Consider the following 19,044-nt stretch of genomic DNA (forward strand, 5'->3'; position numbering starts at 1 on the left):
TGAACCAGCGGCGGTGAGTTTTCTTCGGGTCTGCATCTGAGGTAATATGGCGAAGTTCCGAGCACCACCCGGTCCCGCATCATGTCTTGTTTTTATAGTAGTTTTTTAACAGTCTGTAAGAAGTTTTATTTGGAGGATTGTCATGAGCGTCTATATGTTTCCAGGCCAGGGTTCCCAAACAAAGGGAATGGGCGACACGCTATTTAGTCTGTTCCCAGAACTCACCGCCACCGCCAGCAAGATTCTCGGTTACTCAATTCGGGATTTATGCGTCAAAGATTCACGTAAGCAGCTTAACGACACTCGTTATACACAGCCAGCTTTGTATGTCGTGAATGCCCTTGCTTATCGACAACGCAGCAAAGAGACAGGTACTACTGCCAACTATCTGGTGGGCCACAGTCTCGGTGAATACAATGCGCTAGAAGCCTCCGGCGCGATCAGTTTTGAAGACGGCCTAAAACTGGTCAAAAAACGCGGAGAATTGATGAGTGCGGCCCCCAAAGGCGCCATGGCTGCGGTTATTGGATTAACCCAAACGGCGATTCAAGAAATTCTGCAAGCCAATGGCCTCACGGCGATTGATATCGCCAATCTGAATTCGCCCACGCAAACCATCCTCTCTGGCTTGAAAGAAGATATCATCCGCGCGGCCTCATTCTTTGAAACTGACGGCGTTCGTTACACACCACTGAACACCAGCGGTGCCTTTCACTCCCGCTATATGGAAGCCGCTAAGAAGGAGTTCGAAGCTTACCTGCAGGAGTTTACTTTCTCGGCGCTTTCAATCCCAGTCATTGCAAACGTCGATGCCAGCCCTTACCAAGCTGATCGCATTGCGGCTAACTTAGCGGCCCAGATTACACAGCCGGTCCAATGGGTAAAGAGTATTCAATACCTACTGGCCGAGGGAGAGGCCGACTTCGAAGAACTCGGCGTAGGACAGGTCTTGACCAAGCTACTTGCCGACATCAAAAAGCATCCTCTAGCCAGTGCACATCCTGCGCCGGCCTCACCTCCGGCTATGCAACAGCAAGCGATTCCGACTTCTGCTGTGCAACTGCAGGCGACTCCGACTCCCGCTGCCGCTATGCAACAGCAGGCGGCAGCGCGCGGTGACCGTGAGCAGGAGCTTATCGCACTGCAACAAAAAATCAATGAATGGAACCGCAGCTATCCAATTGGCAGCAAAGTCAAGGTCGCTTCCCATGAAGGTCCTGTGGCCACGAAAACCAAGGCCATGATGCTGTTTGGCCACCGGGCCGCGATCTATCTGGAAGGCTATAACGGATATTTCGAGTTGAATAGTGTCCAGCCCGTCGAAGCAAGCTAAAAAAGCATGAGCAGCGATGGTACACGCCGCTGCTCAATTCTAAATGTATCCACGTCCTTACGGTACCGCTAATTCCTGCAACAACGTGGAGAGGCTAGCCACGTCCTTGCCAAACTGATTGATCGCGTGGCGATAACGCTTGGTATCGAGCGACATGTACTTAATGAAATTGGCCAGGGAACCGGTCGCGCTCAGGTCCACGAAGAAGTTGGCTGATGCAGCCGACGCCAGCGTCCGCATCAGCGCATAAAAATCCACCTTCTGCCGGACGATGTTCCAGATATATTCACCTGGATTGATCAGATCGCTCGCTTCGATCATGCGGCCATAGGCGGGCGAGTAACACGGCAGGCGAGGGGGACGCATAGCTACGCCATCGGCGGTTGCCATGATCTGGTCCCTCATGGACTCGATATAGCTCGAATGAAATGGGTACTGGACCGGCAGGTCCTGCGACAGGACGCCGATTTCAGTCAAGTGGGTTTTCACGCGCATCAGCGCAGTTCTAGGACCGGCCACGCAGAAGTTTTTGGCAAAGTTGACACCCGCCAGTTCAACGCCCTGATAGATGTCCGGATACTCGTCGAAGTGAGCAAACGGCGCCAGCACACTCATCATGCCGCCTGGCAGGCAATCGTTGGCGAAGATTTGCGCCTGCCGCATGACTAGACGTAATCCGTCCTGCCATGAGAGGCCTCCAGCCACCGTCAGTCCGATGTACTCACCAAGGCTGTAGCCTAGCACCGCCCCCGGTTCAATGCCTGCGGCGCGCATCACCGCCGTCAGACTATAGCCGATACTGAATAAGGCCGGGTGCGTGTGAAGAATTGCATTGAATGGCTCGTGGCTTTGGCGACGGTCGTCGTAGAGGATCTGCGCAAGCGATTGGCCGAGTTCCGGCTCGACGATTGCGCTGCATGCGTCCAACTGCCGACGGAAGACAGGGTTTTCGTCGTACAGCTGCCGCCCCATCTGGAAGTACTGAGTTCCCTGCCCGCCATACATGAAAATCTTACAGTTCGCGCCGCCGGTCTTGAGCGGTGCTGCCATGAGATCGTTGGCGATCGACATCGGTGCCGTCATGATCGACTCCAGGGTGCCAACAAAACACGCCGGTCGATTGTGGTTCCGACAGAAGGCCTATCTAAATTCTTGCGTAAATTTTTGTCTTGGTCATCTTCCATTTGGGTCCTTCCGACGCATTTCTTCTTCATTCATAGCGTCTATATGAACGCCCCCGTTTGAGCAAGCTTTCCTTGAGTTCAGACAGGTAGTCCTCATAGAAAGACTTACATCCTAAACTTACCTCACAGTTTTATCATGAGGTAGCCCTACCCTTAGCATACATCCAGCCATGGCGACTAACCTTTTTGTAATTTCTCCAACCTATTAGCCAACACTCGGCCAATTTTGGCCATCGGCTCCGACTGATCCATGTATTTATGTTCGCAATGGATATCATGAGTTTCAATATCTCCAAGCACATAAGACTTCCACAGATCAGGGGAGCTGGCGAATCGATCTTCTACTACTGTGGCACGGAAAAAGAGTATATCGCCACGGTAAATAAGTGGTGCAAAGTCTTCTGAAATGCGCTCGTTGTTTCTGATGACATCTCCAGTTTTTTCCCATAAATATTTCCCTGCATCAGCCATTCCTTCAACGCTGTAGCGATTAAGAATAGCGATGAAATCATCATCCTGATCGACTACATCACGTAGGGGGGAGAGGTCTGAATAGCTATCCATTAAAGCAAGCAGTGCGACTTTCTCACCCTGTTGCTCAAGTTGAGTTGCCATACTATACGCAATATTGCCGCCCAAGGACCATCCGAGTAGGTAGTAAGGCCCATCAGGCTGCACGCGACGAATCTGCTCGATATAATCTGCCGCCATCGCATCAATACTTGGTGGCAGTGGTGCCGAGCCATTCATACCGCGTGCCTGTAGACCATAGATCGGTTGGTCTTTACCTAAATGTTGAGACAGGCCGATATAACTCCAACTGATACCGAGAACGGGGTGGATGCAAAAAAGAGGCGGTCGTGTGCCTGATGGCTGAATGGGAAGCAAAACATCAAATGAATCTTCCTGAGCGCTATTTGGCTGCATTAAACGCTGCGCCAAGTCGGCTACGGTTGGAGCCTCAAATAATGTACGTAATGTTATCTCGATGCCTAATATCGAATTAACGCGGCTCATCATCCTCACAGCAAGAAGCGAGTGCCCGCCAAGCGCAAAGAAGTTGTCGTGACGGCTAACTGGTGTAAGGCCCAACAATTCACTCCAGATTTTTGCCAGCGCTATTTCAATCTCCCCCTGTGGTGCTTCGTATATCTGGCGCGCAAAGTCTTCGTCAGACAGCACCGGCAATGCTCTTCGATCTAGCTTACCATTTGGTGTTAGCGGCAACGCATCTAAGCGTATAAAAGCACTGGGCATCATATATTCAGGCAGCTTAGCAGCTAGGTGGGCGCGTAATGTAATAGCAAGCGGCTCATCAGCCTCAGCCACCACATATGCAACTAGGCGTTTATCACTTCCTTCACCCAGGGCAAGTACCACTGCTTCACTTACCTGCGAATGTTCAGTCAGGCGCGCTTCGATTTCACTCAGCTCAATACGAAAGCCGCGGATCTTGACTTGATGATCGTTACGGCCTAGGAACTCCAGATTACCGTTGGGTAGATAGCGGACCAAATCGCCCGTCTTATACATCCGAGCGTTGACTTGATCACTGAATGGATCAAGCAAGAAGCGCTCTTTTGTCAATTCAGGACGATGCAAATAACCACGCGCGACGCCAGCCCCACCGATATGCAACTCTCCTACCATCCCAAGTGGAACGGGCTGCATCAATGAATCCAAAATATATAGTCGTGTATTGGCAAGTGGACGACCAATCGTGCGCCAGTGACTATCGTCAGCGGTTACGTCATGAGCCGTATTAGTAATCGACGTTTCGGTGAGGCCATAGCCATTCAATAAGCGTGGACGATGGCCTGTGCCAGTAAACCACGCCTGATGAGCTGCTGCCGCGCTGAAGGCATCTCCACCAGCATAAATCGTACGCACGCACCCCGGGATAGCTACCTGCTCCTGAACCAGTTGCGCCCAAAATGGGGTTGGTAAATCAACCACGCTAATTTGGTTAGCTTCGCACAAAGCCCAGAATTGCGTGGCTCCTGCCACCCAAGCATCGGTACGCAACACAAGGGTTGCACCACGAGTCAAAGTAAGAAAAATTTCTTCGACAGAGACATCAAAAGAGAGGGAAGCAAATTGCAGCATGCGATCCTGCGAACTAAAGTCCAATAATTTAGCTGCCGCGGTCACATCATTGACTACGTTTCGGTGCTCAACCATCACGCCTTTCGGTCGACCTGTGGAACCCGAGGTATAAATCACATAGGCTAAATGCTCTGCATTTAGTCCAAATTTATATGGATCAGGATTGAGGCTACTATAACGTTCCCATTGCGTTGCATCAGCTTGTAAGTCTAAGACCGGAACCTCAGCGCCTAAGCATTGCACAACGGCGGCATGCGGCACACCAATACTCAGTAAAGCCACCGGCGCACAGTCTGTCACCATATCCACCAAACGTTCGGGCGGATAGTCTGGATCTAACGGCACGTAGGCCCCACCTGCCTTGATCACCGCCAACATAGCTATTACAGCCTCTATGCTGGACTGTGCAAGTAATGCTACGCGGCTATCGGGCTGCACCCCTAAATCTCTCAGGTAGTGGGCAAGGCGATTCGCTTGTGCGTTGAGTTCTGCATAGCTGACAGTCTGGTTATCTCGCACTAACGCGATAGCTTGCGGAATCCGTTCAACTTGCGCCTCAAACAGCCAATGAAGACATTGGTGCTCGGGATAGGGTATTGCCGTCGCATTCCAGGTATCCAGTAGCAATTCTTGCTCGGAGGGCGGCAATACTTCCAACTGATAAACCGGCTTGTCTGGCGTATGTTCTAATGCTTCCGCCAAGCTCTGAAGCGCCTGATGCATATAACCACAGACTCGCTCTGCATCAAATGGCTGTGCGATGTAAGCCGTTAACCCTAACGCTTGTCCATAGTCTTCTACGGATAACCCGATCGGATAGTTATCTCGCTCCTCTGATCGTAGCAATTCAGCTTTGGAGCTGATTTGTCTTTCATCTTGCATTCCATGATGCCGATAATTCAGCAGCGAACTAAACAGCGGAGTACCAGCAGGTACCCTACTGCAACGTTGGGCCAATGCGAGCGATGCGTGTTCATGTTCGAGCAAGGTCGCCAATCGTGTTTGGGTGTCACGCACGCTTTCTTGAACACTGCGATGGCCTACATCGATGCGCAGTGGCAATGTGTTGATGAATAATCCGAGTGCGCGGTCTGCTCCTTCCCCTGCTTGCATTCGCCCGAACAACACCGTGCCAAATACCACTCGTTGTTGACCAGTAGTGCGTGCAAGAACCTGTGCCCAAGCCAAATGACATAAACTGGCTAGACTGACATTTAACCGCTTAGCCTGAGCGCGAAGGCGATCATTTAGATCCTGCGCAAGCGTCCGATACGACTCGGTTACTTGGGTGCCATCACGATAGACCTCTGATAATCCAAAAGGCAGTGTAGGCTCATCCACCTCTGCCAGCATCTCTTTGAAGAAACGCTCATGTGCCTCCTGGCTTACCCCTAAACGAGCCTGGGCAACTAAATTACGGAAAGTCTGTGGTGCGAGCAACGTGTCGCCCTGCCCTTCGAGGAAAGCTTGAATTTCACGCTGCATTTCCTCGAGTGTTGAATGATCGCCAATTAAATGGTGCAGCAACTGAGTCAGTTGCCAACGCCCATCGTCATCTTGCGCAATCACGAATTGGAGCAACGGTGCTTGTGTCAGATCAAGACGATGATGACGTGGGTCAAAACGTTGGCTAAGTTGCTCGGCAATCAGCCCGTCGGCTGTATCTAAAGAAAGTTCAGTAATGGAGAGTGGTGCATGACGCCAAACCACTTGAGCAGGTGCAGACAGCTTGTCCCACACAAAAGCTGTACGCAAAATGTCATGTCGATTAATGACCTGCTGGACTGCATGCAGATAACGATTCAGGGATTCTCGATTCGCAAAAATCATCTGTGCTATCAATAAATAAGGATCGCCTTTGGTTGCCAACAAGTGATGGAACAAAATGCCGTCTTGCAAAGGCGATAATGCATAAATGTCCTGAATATTCGCGACTCCACCAGGCGTCTGTTCAATAATCTGATCAATTTCAGCTTGGCTAAAATCAATGAGTGGCAGCATTGCTGGTGTCAAAGCAATGGTATTGGTCGTAATCAAATTCGGTGGGATGATGACTTCTTGGTGCTGATCTAGCGATTGCGCCAATGCTTTGAGTATGGGCTTATCGAATAGCGCTCGCACGGAAACGGTGAGGCCTAAGCGACGCAAACTCTCGATCATCTGTACGGCGAGTAGCGAGTGTCCGCCCAGCGCGAAGAAACTATCATGACGGCTAATTCGTTCGATCTTAAGTAGCTTGGACCAGATGTTAGCCAACGCCGTTTCAATTTCTCCTTGCGGTGCTTCGTAGGCCTGACGAGCAAAAGCCTCGCCATCCGGTGTCGGCAACGCGCGTCGATCCAACTTACCATTTGATGTCAACGGCAATGCATCCAGTCGCACAAAGGCAGCAGGCACCATATACTCAGGCAGCTTGTCCACCAGGTGCGTATGCAACGTGGCAGCCAGTTGCTCATCAGTTTCAGCCACCACATACGCAACCAGGCGCTTATGACTCCCCTCTCCCACAGCGAGCACCGCTGCTTCACGCACCTTGGAATGCTCGACAAGGCGCGCCTCAATCTCGCCTGGCTCGATCCGTAGGCCGCGCATCTTAATTTGGTAATCATTACGCCCAATAAATTCCAGATTGCCATCGGGCAAATAGCGCGCGAGATCGCCCGTCTTATACATTCGCGCATCTTCCTCTGCGCTAAACGGATCTTGTAGGAAACGCTCAGCCGTCAGTTCGGGGCGGTTTAAATAACCGCGCGCCACCGCAACCCCACCAATATATAACTCTCCTGCAGCACCTACTGGTACAGGTTGATGATGGGCATCCAATAGGTAGAGGCGGATGTTCGCCATCGGTCTACCGATAGGAACGATTTCACTGTTAAAGTCAGGTGGGGAAGGCCATACCGTGGCACCAATCGTGGCTTCTGTTGGACCATAGCCATTAAAAACAAGGCCGTGATGGCGCACAGCTCGCAATAATGTTGCATTAAGCGCCTCACCGATCAAGAACAGCGTCACAGGTGTGCTCAGATTAGGTAAATCTCTACCGTCTTGAAGTAGCGCTGGTGGTATCGTCGCGTGAGTAATCGCATGGCGCTCCAGGTAATCCCACAGTCTATGCCGATCAAGGCGAGCCGCGGCAGGTGGCAGGTATAAGGAGGCCCCACAACCTAAGGCCATGATGATTTCCCACGTGCTCGCATCGAAACCAGGAGAGACAAACTGCAAAATCCGGCTGGAAGCATCAACGCCAAAACTCGTCATTTGCACATGAGCGAGATTCACAACGCCTCGATGTTCCACCATAACCCCTTTGGGAGTACCAGTGGAACCGGAGGTATAAACCACATAGGCCAAGTGGTGGGGAGTCAAACTAGACACGGACGGATTGGTATCCGCCAGCGCCGGTGGGGAATTCGGGTCGAGCACGGTACGTAACGCAAGCACAGCCTCACCTAGCACGCTACGTCCAGTGGCATCAGTTAGCAGAATGGTCGGCGCGGCATCCGCAAGGATCTGCGTCAGACGCTCACTCGGATACGCCGGATCAAGTGGCACATAGGCACCGCCCGCTTTTAAAATCGCCAGCAGCCCCACTATCCACGCTGGACTGCGTTCCATACAAATCGCGACGCGCCTATCCGGTCCAACCCCTAACTCAATCAGCCGATGCGCAAGTCGATTCGCTCGCGCATTCAGCTCGGCATAACTGAGCTCTTGATTTTCATACACGATCGCAGTCGCCTCTGGCGTACGTTCCACCTGTGCTTCAAACAACTGGTGAACGCACTGATGAGTCGAATACTCCCGCTGCGTGGCGTTCCAGGTTTCAAGTAAGAGCTTACGTTCAGCAGGCGCCAGGATATCCACCTGAGCAAGGCTTTGCTGTGCATCGCTCACCATCGCTCGTAATATCGCATAGAGATACCCCACCTGCCGCTCTATTGTCTGCCGATCGAACAAGGCCTTTGCATAACCCAACTCACCAATGATCTCATCACCCACCTCTTGTAAATCCAATTCAAGATCAAACTTGACGGCATCGTAATTCGAGTCAACTGGCGTCACTTCCAGAGCAGGTAAATGCCACTTACTCCCTTCGTTATTCTGCCAGGCGAACATCACTTGAAATAACGGCGTATGGTCCAGCCTGCGTGGTGGTTGAACAATCTCTACCACCTGCTCAAAAGGTAAGTCTTGATGCGCTTGGGCTGCTAATGTACCGCGTCGGAGACGCTCAAACAGTTCAATGGTATTCGGTTCACCAGACAGATCAAGACGCAACGCCAAGGTATTCACGAAAAAGCCGATCAAAGGCTCAATCTCAGGATGGTTGCGATTGGCGCTGGGGGTGCCAATAACAATGTCCTCTTGGCCGGAAAGGCGCGACAGGACAGCACCCCAGCCAGCTAGCAAACTCATAAACAGGGTTACACCATGTTTTTGGCTGAGTCGTTTAAGTGCACTTGTCATTTGTGCATCTAATTGAACCGGCACGTGATCCCCAGAAAAAGATTGCTGCGCAGGACGCGGCCGATCGGTAGGAAGATTCAACAGTATCGGTGCATCGGCTAAGGTGGTGCGCCAGTACTCGCTTTGCGTTTTGAGTCGATCTTCCGAAAGCCACTGTCGTTGCCAAGCTGTGTAATCTGGGTATTGAATACCCATCGGCGGGAGCGGACTAGCGCTTCCCGCACGATAGGCGGTATAGAGGGCTTCCAATTCTCGCTGCAGCACGTTTAAAGACCAACCATCTGAAACAATATGGTGTTGAGTGAGCAAAAACACATGCTCCTCGTCAGTGAGTTGGATCAAACCCGCGCGAATCAGTGGACCTTGGGCTAAATCGAAAGGTGCACGGGCCTCTTCAATACTTAAGTGCTCAACTTGTTCAGTAGCGTTTGGATATTGGCGCAAATCATGATAACGCATCGGCAGGCCCGACTCGGGGGGTAGTAGCTGAATCTGAGGTTGGCCATCCACCGTCATGAATACCGAACGCAGTGCTTCGTGGCGTGTAAATACCGTATCCAATGCTCGCTGCCACGCGCCTCTATCCAAAACGCCAAGCAAGCGGATAGCTAGCGGAATATGATAGGTCTCGTTGATACCCTCAAGCTGGGCCAAGAACCATAGCCGTTGCTGGGCAAATGATAGAGGTAAAACACCATCGCGAGACACCGAAGCGATAGTGGGGGAAATGGTGTTTGCTTGAGTCAAACGTTCGTTCACCGCTGCTGCAAATGCTGAGAGGGTGGGTAAAGCGAACAGCGCCGCCAACGGTAACTCGACGCCCAACAATGTAATCCGGTTCATTAAACGCACAGCAAGCAGCGAGTGGCCACCCAGTGCGAAGAAACTATCATGACGGCTGATCTGCTCTACCTTAAGCAATTCAGACCAGATAGCTGCTAGCATAGTTTCGATCTTCCCCTGTGGCGCTTCGTATACCTGGCGGGCAACCGCCTCATCAGATGGGGCGGGCAACGCACGTCGATCCAATTTACCATTTGGGGTCAGCGGCAGCGCATCCAGCCGCACGAAGGCCGCCGGCACCATATAGTCAGGCAATTTGGTTGCGAGGTGCACGCGTAATGTAGAAACAAGTTGCTCATCAGCTCCAGCGACCACATAAGCGACGAGGCGTTTATCACTCCCCTCACCCAGCGCAAGCACCACGGCTTCACGCACCAGCGGATGCTCAATCAAGCCCGACTCAACCTCACCTGGTTCAATCCTAAATCCACGGATCTTGATCTGATGATCGTTACGACCTAAAAACTCTAGATTGCCATCAGGCAAGTAACGGGCTAGATCGCCCGTCTTGTACATGCGAGCGCCTTTATCCTCGTTAAACGGATCGGGTAGGAAGCGCTCAGCGGTGAGTTCAGGACGATTAAGATAACCACGCGCAACGCCAGCTCCGCCTATGTACAGCTCACCCACTGCGCCGACTGGCACCGGCTGGCCATGTACATCGAGTAGATAAAATCTGGTATTGGCAATCGGCCGACCAATAGGGGCCGCTTTACTACTAAAATCATGCGGACGGTGCCACATAGAAGCCCAAACGGTTATTTCTGTTGGCCCGTAAGCATTGAATACGGTAATTTGTTGAGCCAAGTTATGAAGTAATAATGCGCTAGGCGCTTCACCCGTGAGGATTAGTGTAAGAGGTCTATTTAGACTGGGTAAACCTTTACCATCCTGGAGCAGTGCGGGTGGCAAGATAGCGTGAGTGATCGCATATTTTTCTACATAATTCCACAAACTATCTCGATCACGCCGGATGTTATCAGAGGGTAGATATAAGCTGGCACCATGACTGAGGGCCATAATTTCTGGCACACTGACATCGAAGCTGATAGACGTAAACTGAAGAACTCTACTAGATGAATGAGGCACCAAGTAAGCCTGTTGAGCCTGAGTGAGGTTAACAACGCTTTGATGTGCCACCATCACCCCTTTGGGGGTGCCAGTGGAGCCGGAAGTGTAAATGACATAAGCTATATGATCTGAATGAAATTCAGCGATCTTTGGATTAGTAATGATTGATTCCGGTAGTTGATTCGGGTCAAGCACAGTCAATGAAGCGCAGGCTGCTTCACCCAATACCGTGCGGCCAATGACATCAGCTAGCAGAATCATCGGCGTTGCATCGATAAGGATGTGGGTTAGACGCTCGCTCGGATAGGCCGGATCAAGCGGTACATAGGCACCGCCCGCTTTTAAAATCGCCAGCAGTCCCACCATCATTGCAGGACTGCGTTCCACACAGATCGCTACACGCTTATCCGGTCCAACCCCTAACTCAATCAACCGATGCGCAAGTCGATTCGCTTGCGCATTCAGCTCGGCATAACTGAGCACCTGATCCTCGTAAACAAACGCAATCGCCTCTGGCGCACGTTCAACCTGTGCTTCAAATAACTGGTGAACACCCAGATGGCTCGGATAATCCTGCGTGGTCGCGTTCCAGGTATTCAGTAGCAATTCTCGCTCAGTTCTCGGCAACGCCTCAAGCTGATAAACCGGCATGTCTGGTGTGCGCTCCAGTGCCCTCACTAAGCTTTGCAGCGTCTGCTGCATATAGCCGCATATCCGTACCGGATCGTACGGCTCTACAACCTGCGCCGTTAAACCCAAGGTATGGCCACCATCCTCCACCGACAAGGTGAACGGATAATTGGTGCGCTCGTGTGCACCTAAAAATTCGATGCCAGGCTCGGTTAAGCCATCATTTAATGGCGCGGTATTGTGCCGGTAGTTCAATAACGCACTAAACAGAGGGGTGCCAGCGGGTACATTACTGCAGCGCTGTGCTAATGCCAACGACGCGTGTTCATATTCCAGCAGCGAAGCCAGTCGCGCATGGGTATTGCGTACGCTATCTTCAACCCCCATGTCATTCAGATTAACGCATAATGGCAACGTATTGATGAATAGGCCCATCGCACGGTCTGCTCCTTCGCCTCCTTGCATTCGCCCCAATAGTACCGTGCCAAACACAACCCGCTGCTGACCGCTGGTACGTGCCAGGACCTGTGCCCACGCCAGATGGCATAGACTGGCCAAGCTTACGCCGAGTCGCCTTGCCTGAGCGCGGAGACGATCATTTAAATCCTGTGGCAGCATCCGGTGCGACTCAGTCACTTGAGCGTCATCTTGATGGACTTCAGCCAACCCAAAGGGCAGCGTAGGTTCATCCACCTCTGCGAGCATCTCCCTAAAGAAGCGCTCGTACGCCTCTTGGCTTACTCCTAAGCGAGCCTGTGCGATGAGATTGCGAAAAGGCTGTGGCGGGGCCAACATATCACCTTGGCCATCAAGGAAGGCCTGTATCTCACTCTGTAACACTTCCAACGTCGAGTGATCGCCGATCAGATGATGAAGTAATTCAACCATTTGCCAGTGACCATTCCCATCTTGCGCAATCGCAAAGTGCAACAACGGCGCTTGTGTCAAATCAATACGATGCTGACTAGGATCAAAGCGGTGCAGGAGTTGCTCGTTAAGGGGTCCAGCGGCTGGATCCAAAGAAAGCTCTTCGATTGACAGCGGCGCATGACGCCAGACCACCTGTGCAGGCGTGGACAGCCCTTCCCAGATAAACGCCGTGCGCAGAATGTCATGGCGATTCGCCACCTGTTGAAGCGCATCCAGATAACGATCAAGCAATGCTCGGTTGGCAAACGACATCTGTGCAATTAGCAGATAAGGATCCCCTTTCGTTGCCAGCAAGTGATGGAACAAAATACCGTCTTGCAAAGGCGATAGCGCATAAATGTCTTGAATATTCGCCACGCCACCTGGCATCTGCTCAACGATCCGATCAATATCAGCTTGGCTGAGGTCAATCAGCGGCAGCATCGCTGGCGTCAAAGTAGTGGTATCGACCGTAATCAGATTTGGGGGGACGACCACTTCTTGATGTTGACCTAGCGATTGCGCCAACGCTTTGAGCGTAGGCTTATCGAATAGCACTCGCACGGAAACAGTAAGACCTAAGCCACGCAAACGTTCGATCATCTGCACCGCGAGCAGTGAATGCCCTCCCAGTGCGAAGAAACTATCATAGCGACTGATTCGTTCGACCTTAAGCAACTCAGCCCAGATGTTCGCTAATGTCGTTTCGATCTTCCCCTGCGGCGCTTCATATGCCTGGCGAGCAACGGCCTCATCAGATGGGGCGGGTAACGCACGTCGATCCAGCTTACCATTCGGGGTCAGCGGCAACGCATCCAGGCGCACAAAAGCAGAGGGCAGCATATATTCAGGTAGCCTAGTCGCAAGGTTCGCGCGCAAGGTAGAGGCCAGTTGCTCATCAGCTTCAGCTACCACATACGCAATTAGGCGCTTATCGCTTCCTTCACCCAGCGCAAGCACCACTGCTTCACGCACCTGTGGATGTTCGATCAGGCACGCCTCGATCTCGCTCGGCTCAATTCTGAATCCGCGGATCTTGATCTGATGATCGTTACGACCTAAAAACTCTAGATTGCCATCGGGCAAATAGCGCACTAGATCACCTGTCTTATACATCCGCGCATCTTCATCTTCTCTGAACGGATCAGGCAAAAAGCGCTCAGTGGTTAATTCAGGACGGTTCAGATAACCACGCGCCACGCCAGCTCCGCCTATGTACAACTCACCCACGGCACCCATTGGCGCCAGCAGACCATTTGCATCGAGCACATAGAGCTGGGTGTTTGCGAGTGGTCGCCCAATAGGGACGACAACCTCTTTATTGAGATCAGATGGGCAACGCCACGCAGTCGTGCATACTGTTGCTTCTGTTGGACCGTAAGCATTAAAGATAACACCTTGGCTGGACAAGGCTCTAAGTAATGCTGCACTGGGCTTTTCACCCCCCAAAATCAACGTCAGGGGGGTCTTCAGATTGGGGAAATCCTCGTTCCCCTGAAGCAGCGCAGGGGGGAATGCAGCATGAGTGATCGCATGTTTTGCAAAATAATCCCACAAGCCATTTCGGTCACGACGGACACCATCGAGTGGCAAATATAAGCTTGCGCCACTCCCTAATGCTGTAAAGATTTCGCCAGTGCTGGCATCGAAACTAAAGGAGATAAATTGCAAGACCCGACTGGATGGACCTATCTCAAAATAAACCTGTTGTGCCCGAGCAAGATTGACAATGCTTCGATGTTCCACCATTACCCCTTTAGGCGTACCGGTGGAGCCGGAGGTGTAGATCACATAGGCCAGGCGATTTGAGCTCAGTCCGGGAATATGTGGATTGGTAATAGCCAATGCCGGCAACTCATTAGGATCGAGTGCGGTTATTGAGGATAGGGTTGCTTCACCTAATGCAGTGCGCCCAGCCGCATCAGCTAGCAGCATTGTCGGCGCTGCGTCAGTAAGGATGTAGGAAAGACGCTCACTCGAATAGGCCGGATCAAGCGGTACATAAACACCGCCCGCTTTTAAAATCGCCAGCAGTCCCACCATCATTGCAGGACTGCGTTCCACACAGATCGCTACACGCTTATCCGGTCCAACACCCAACTCAATCAGTCGATGCGCAAGACGATTCGCTCGCACGTTGAGTTCGGCATAACTGAATACCTGATCCTCGTAAACAAGCGCAACCGCCTCTGGCGCACGTTCAACCTGTGCTTCAAATAACTGGTGAACACACTGATGGGTTGGATAATCCTGCTTGGTCGCATTCCAGGTATTCAGTAGCAATTCTCGCTCAGTTCTCGGCAACACCTCAAGCTGATAAATCGGCATGTCTGGTGTGCGCTCCAGTGCCTCTACTAAGCTTTGCAGCGTCTGCTGCATATAGCCGCATATCCGTACTGGATCGTACGGCTCTACAACCTGCGCCGTTAAACCCAAGGTATGGCCATCATCCTCCACCGACAAGGTGAACGGATAATTGGTGCGCTCTTGTGCACCTAAAAATTCAATGCCAGGCTCGGTTAAGCCATCATTCAATAGCGCGGTATTGTGCCGGTAGTTCAATAACGCACTAAACAGAGGGGTGCCAGCGGGTACATTACTGCAGCGCTGTACTAGTGCCAACGATGCATGTTCATATTCCAGCAGCGAAGCCAGTTGCGTATGGGTATTGCGTACGCTATCTTCTACCCCCATGTCATTCAGATTAACGCATAATGGCAACGTATTGATGAATAGGCCCATCGCACGGTCTACTCCTTCACCTCCTTGCATTCGCCCCAATAGTACCGTGCCAAACACAACCCGCTGCTGACCGCTGGTACGTGCCAGGACCTGCGCCCACGCTAGATGACATAGACTAGCTAAGCTTACACCGAGTCGCCTCGCCTGAGCGCGGAGACGATCATTTAAATCCTGCGGCAGCATCCGGTGTGACTCAGTCACTTGAGCGCCATCTCGATGGACTTCAGCCAACCCAAAGGGCAGCGTAGGTTCATCCACCTCTGCGAGCATCTCCCTAAAGAAGCGCTCGTACGCCTCTTGACTTACTCCTAAGCGCGCCTGTGCCACCAAATTGCGGAAAGGTTGTGGCGGGAGCAACGTGTTACTTTGGCCTTTCATAAAAGCCTGTACTTCGCTATCCATCAATTCAACGGTTACATGGTCGCCAATTAGATGATGTATTAATTTAACAAGCAGCCAGCGTCCATTGTCATCTTGTGCAATCGCCAAACGCAGTAATGGCGCTTGTATCAGGTCAATCCGATGCTGACGAGGATTAAAGCGGTGCAGGAGTTGCTCGGAAATAGGTCCAGTAGCCGAATCTAAAGAAAGCTCTTCGATTAGCAGTGGCGCGCGACGCCAGACCACCTGCGCAGGCATAGACAGCCCTTCCCAAATAAACGCCGTGCGCAGAATGTCATAGCGATTCACCACCTGTTGGAGTGCATCCAGATAACGATCAAGCAATGCTCGGTTGGCAAACGACATCTGTGCAATTAGCAGATAAGGATCCCCTTTCGTTGCCAGCAAGTGATGGAACAAAATACCGTCTTGCAAAGGCGATAGCGCATAAATGTCTTGAATATTCGCCACGCCACCTGGCATCTGCTCAACGATCCGATCAATATCAGCTTGGCTGAGATCAATCAGCGGCAGCATCGCTGGCGTCAAAGTAGTGGTATCGACCGTAATCAGATTGGGTGGGGCAGCCACTGTACGATGTTGGCCTATCGATTGAGCAAGGATGCTAAGGTTGGGTACATCGAATAGTGCGCGTATAGAGACGGTGAGACCATGGTGATGCAAGCGCTCAATCATCTGTATCGCGAGCAGCGAGTGTCCACCCAGTGCGAAGAAGCTGTCGTAGCGACTAATTTGTTTAACATTGAGCAGCTCAGCCCAAATCGCAGCTAATAACTTTTCGATTTCGCCTTGAGGAGCTTCATATGTCTGACGAGCAAAAGCTTCGTCAGACGGTACTGGCAACGCGCGCCGATCCAGTTTACGATTCGAGGTCAACGGCAATGCGTCTAGCCGCACAAAGGCAGCCGGTATCATAAAGTCAGGTAGTTTAGCCGCAAGGTGCGTGTGTAGCGTAGAGGCCAATTGCTCATCAGCTTCAGCTACCACATAAGCAACCAGGCGCTTGTTATTTCCTTCACCTAGCGCAAGTACCGCTGCTTCGCGCACTCGCGGATGTTCGATCAAGCGCGCCTCAATTTCACCAGGCTCCACCCTAAACCCACGGATCTTGATCTGATGATCATTTCGACCTAAAAACTCTAGGTTGCCATCAGGCAGGTAACGTGCCAGGTCACCCGTTTTGTACATGCGCGCACTTTCTTGCTCACTGAATGGATCAGGGAGGAAACGCTCAGTGGTCAATTCTGAACGGTTCAAATAACCACGCGCAACACCAGCTCCACCAATGTACAGTTCACCAAACGCGCCCAATGGTACAGGTTGACCATGCGCATCTAACAGATAAAGTCTGGTATTGGCTATGGGTCGACCAATAGAGACTGTGCCACTACTAAGACGATGCAATTCAGTAGGCCAAACGGTTACCGCATGAGTTTCTGTCGGCCCATAAGCATTAAAAACGACCCCGTGGTGCGTTAAGTTTTGGAGTAACGTTGCACAGGATGCTTCACCTGTTAAAACAAAGGTAAGAGATATGCCTAGATTGGGTAGGTTTTCACCATTTTGCAGTAGTGCTGGCGGTAAGATAGCATGCGTAATCGCATGCCTTGCCAAGTAACTCCACAGCTCATTTCGATCATAGCGGACAATATCAGGCGGTAAATATAAACTTGCACCGCAATTTAAGGCGATGAGTATTTCCCAAATACTTACATCAAAATTAAGCGAAGCGACCTGCAAGATCCGACTCGATGAGTGGGCTCCAAAACAAGCGACTGGCGACTCAACGAGATTGACGATGGCGCGATGCTCCATCATCACGCCCTTGGGCATGCCGGTAGAGCCAGAAGTGTAGATAATATAGGCCAGGTGATCTGAACGGAGTTTAGAGACCTTAGGATTGATGATAGCTGACTCCGGCAGCTCATTCGGATCAAGCACCATTATTGAGGATGAGATTGCCTTGCCTAATGCCGTGCGCCCCGCCATATCAGCTAGCAGAATCGTTGGCACGGCATCGGCAAGAATCTGGGCCAGGCGCTCACTTGGATACGCCGGATCCAGTGGCACATAAGCGCCCCCCGCTTTTAAAATCGCCAGCAGTCCCACTACCATCGCCGGGCTGCGCTTTACACAAATTGCAACGCGCTTATCCGGTCCAACCCCCAACTCTATCAGGCGATGCGCAAGACGATTCGCTCGCACATTCAGTTCCGCATAACTAAGTTCTTGATCTTCATACACAAGCGCAATCGCATCTGGCATGCGTTTCACCCGTTTTTCAAACAGCTGATGAATGCATATCTTGTCCGGATACGGCACCTTAGTCGCGTTCCATGTCTTTAGCAGCAACTCTTTTTCAGCCTTCGGCAGCAAATTAAGTTGCTTCACAGGCTTTTGATGATCGCTTTCAGCTGCCTGGACAACCTCCCGTAAATGCGCACTCATCCGATCAACCACTTTCGCATCCAAGCACTGTCTGTCGTACAACCACCTGAACCGCCCACGCGCATCAATCTGGAGCGTTAAAAATGCGCCAATCGTTTGCTCATCCGTCGCATCGTCCACTATCGATATGCCAATGCGCCATGGTTTTGTTACTTGGAGCTCAGGTATTTCCCGCAGCACTGGATCATGACTCGCCAAATCCTGCGCAAAAACTCTGTATTCGGCGAGTTGTTGCAGTTCTCCTTTGACTTGCTCCAGCACACCTGAAAAAGACATATCCCATTCAACGTTGAGTTCCATCGGGACCATCGATGCACGTAGCGACGAAGAGGTAGCGGTAGTTTGTTTATTGGAGAGCGGATAACCAATCTGCAATCGAGTCTGTCCTGTTAGACGTACTAAATAAATAGCAAATGCAGTAAGAACGGTCCACCGCCGATCATTCTCCCCATATGAGAGCGAACTGTACCAAGCACTAGTGGTCCATTGCGCCAAAGCTTGTCTTGGCCTCATTTCATATGGCAGCTGAATCGACTGATAGGCTCGTAACCGGTTACGCCAGAACGTCTCGTGCTGCGTAACTATCTTAAGTATTTCTCTGATTTTAGGGGCTTGATTGGCTATCAGCTCTGGGAGAAATTTTCCGGGCTGAAACTTGGCTTGCAAAGCTGGCTCTTTAGGGTCTATTGGAGAATTATCAAGAATCGTCCGCTCTTTGCTTAAAGCCTCATTCACATCTTCTTGCTGCGCTTGAGTTTTACCCAGAGCTTGCTGATTGATAGTCGACTGACCAGTTACACGAACGCCCAACATTCTGACCCCCTCCTAAGAAACAAATCATAAATTATTGATATACAAAGGCTTTCTAGGCTATTTGTGAAATAGGCGTAAGTTGAAAGCTCAGTT

At 51.4% G+C, this 19,044-nt stretch carries 3 protein-coding genes; 1 reads left to right on the forward strand and 2 read right to left on the reverse strand.

Annotation, left to right across the window (positions count from 1 at the left end):
- Window positions 1-142 precede the first annotated feature (142 nt).
- Complete coding sequence (fabD, locus tag NQD60_RS04470) at window positions 143-1,333, forward strand: ACP S-malonyltransferase (RefSeq protein WP_257099807.1); 1,191 nt, start codon at window positions 143-145, stop codon at window positions 1,331-1,333.
- 57 nt (window positions 1,334-1,390) lie between these two features.
- Here the strand turns inward: fabD and NQD60_RS04475 are convergent, their stop codons facing one another.
- Both NQD60_RS04475 and NQD60_RS04480 read right to left on the reverse strand, forming a co-directional pair.
- A complete protein-coding gene (locus NQD60_RS04475) occupies window positions 1,391-2,416 on the reverse strand; it encodes an acyltransferase domain-containing protein (RefSeq protein ID WP_257099808.1) in 1,026 nt (341 codons plus the stop codon).
- 278 nt (window positions 2,417-2,694) lie between these two features.
- Window positions 2,695-18,951, reverse strand: a complete 16,257-nt coding sequence (locus NQD60_RS04480) for a non-ribosomal peptide synthetase (RefSeq protein WP_257099809.1) — start codon at window positions 18,949-18,951, stop codon at window positions 2,695-2,697.
- Between the last annotated feature and the right edge of the window lie 93 nt (window positions 18,952-19,044).

Source organism: Mycoavidus sp. SF9855, from assembly GCF_024582735.1.
Taxonomy (GTDB): domain Bacteria; phylum Pseudomonadota; class Gammaproteobacteria; order Burkholderiales; family Burkholderiaceae; genus Mycoavidus.

Coding starts and splice junctions, on each gene's coding strand:
- fabD (WP_257099807.1), top strand. CDS start 143: ATGAGCGTCTATATGTTTCCAGGCCAGGGTTCCCAAACAAAGGGAATG.
- NQD60_RS04480 (WP_257099809.1), bottom strand. CDS start 18,951: ATGTTGGGCGTTCGTGTAACTGGTCAGTCGACTATCAATCAGCAAGCT.
- NQD60_RS04475 (WP_257099808.1), bottom strand. CDS start 2,416: ATGACGGCACCGATGTCGATCGCCAACGATCTCATGGCAGCACCGCTC.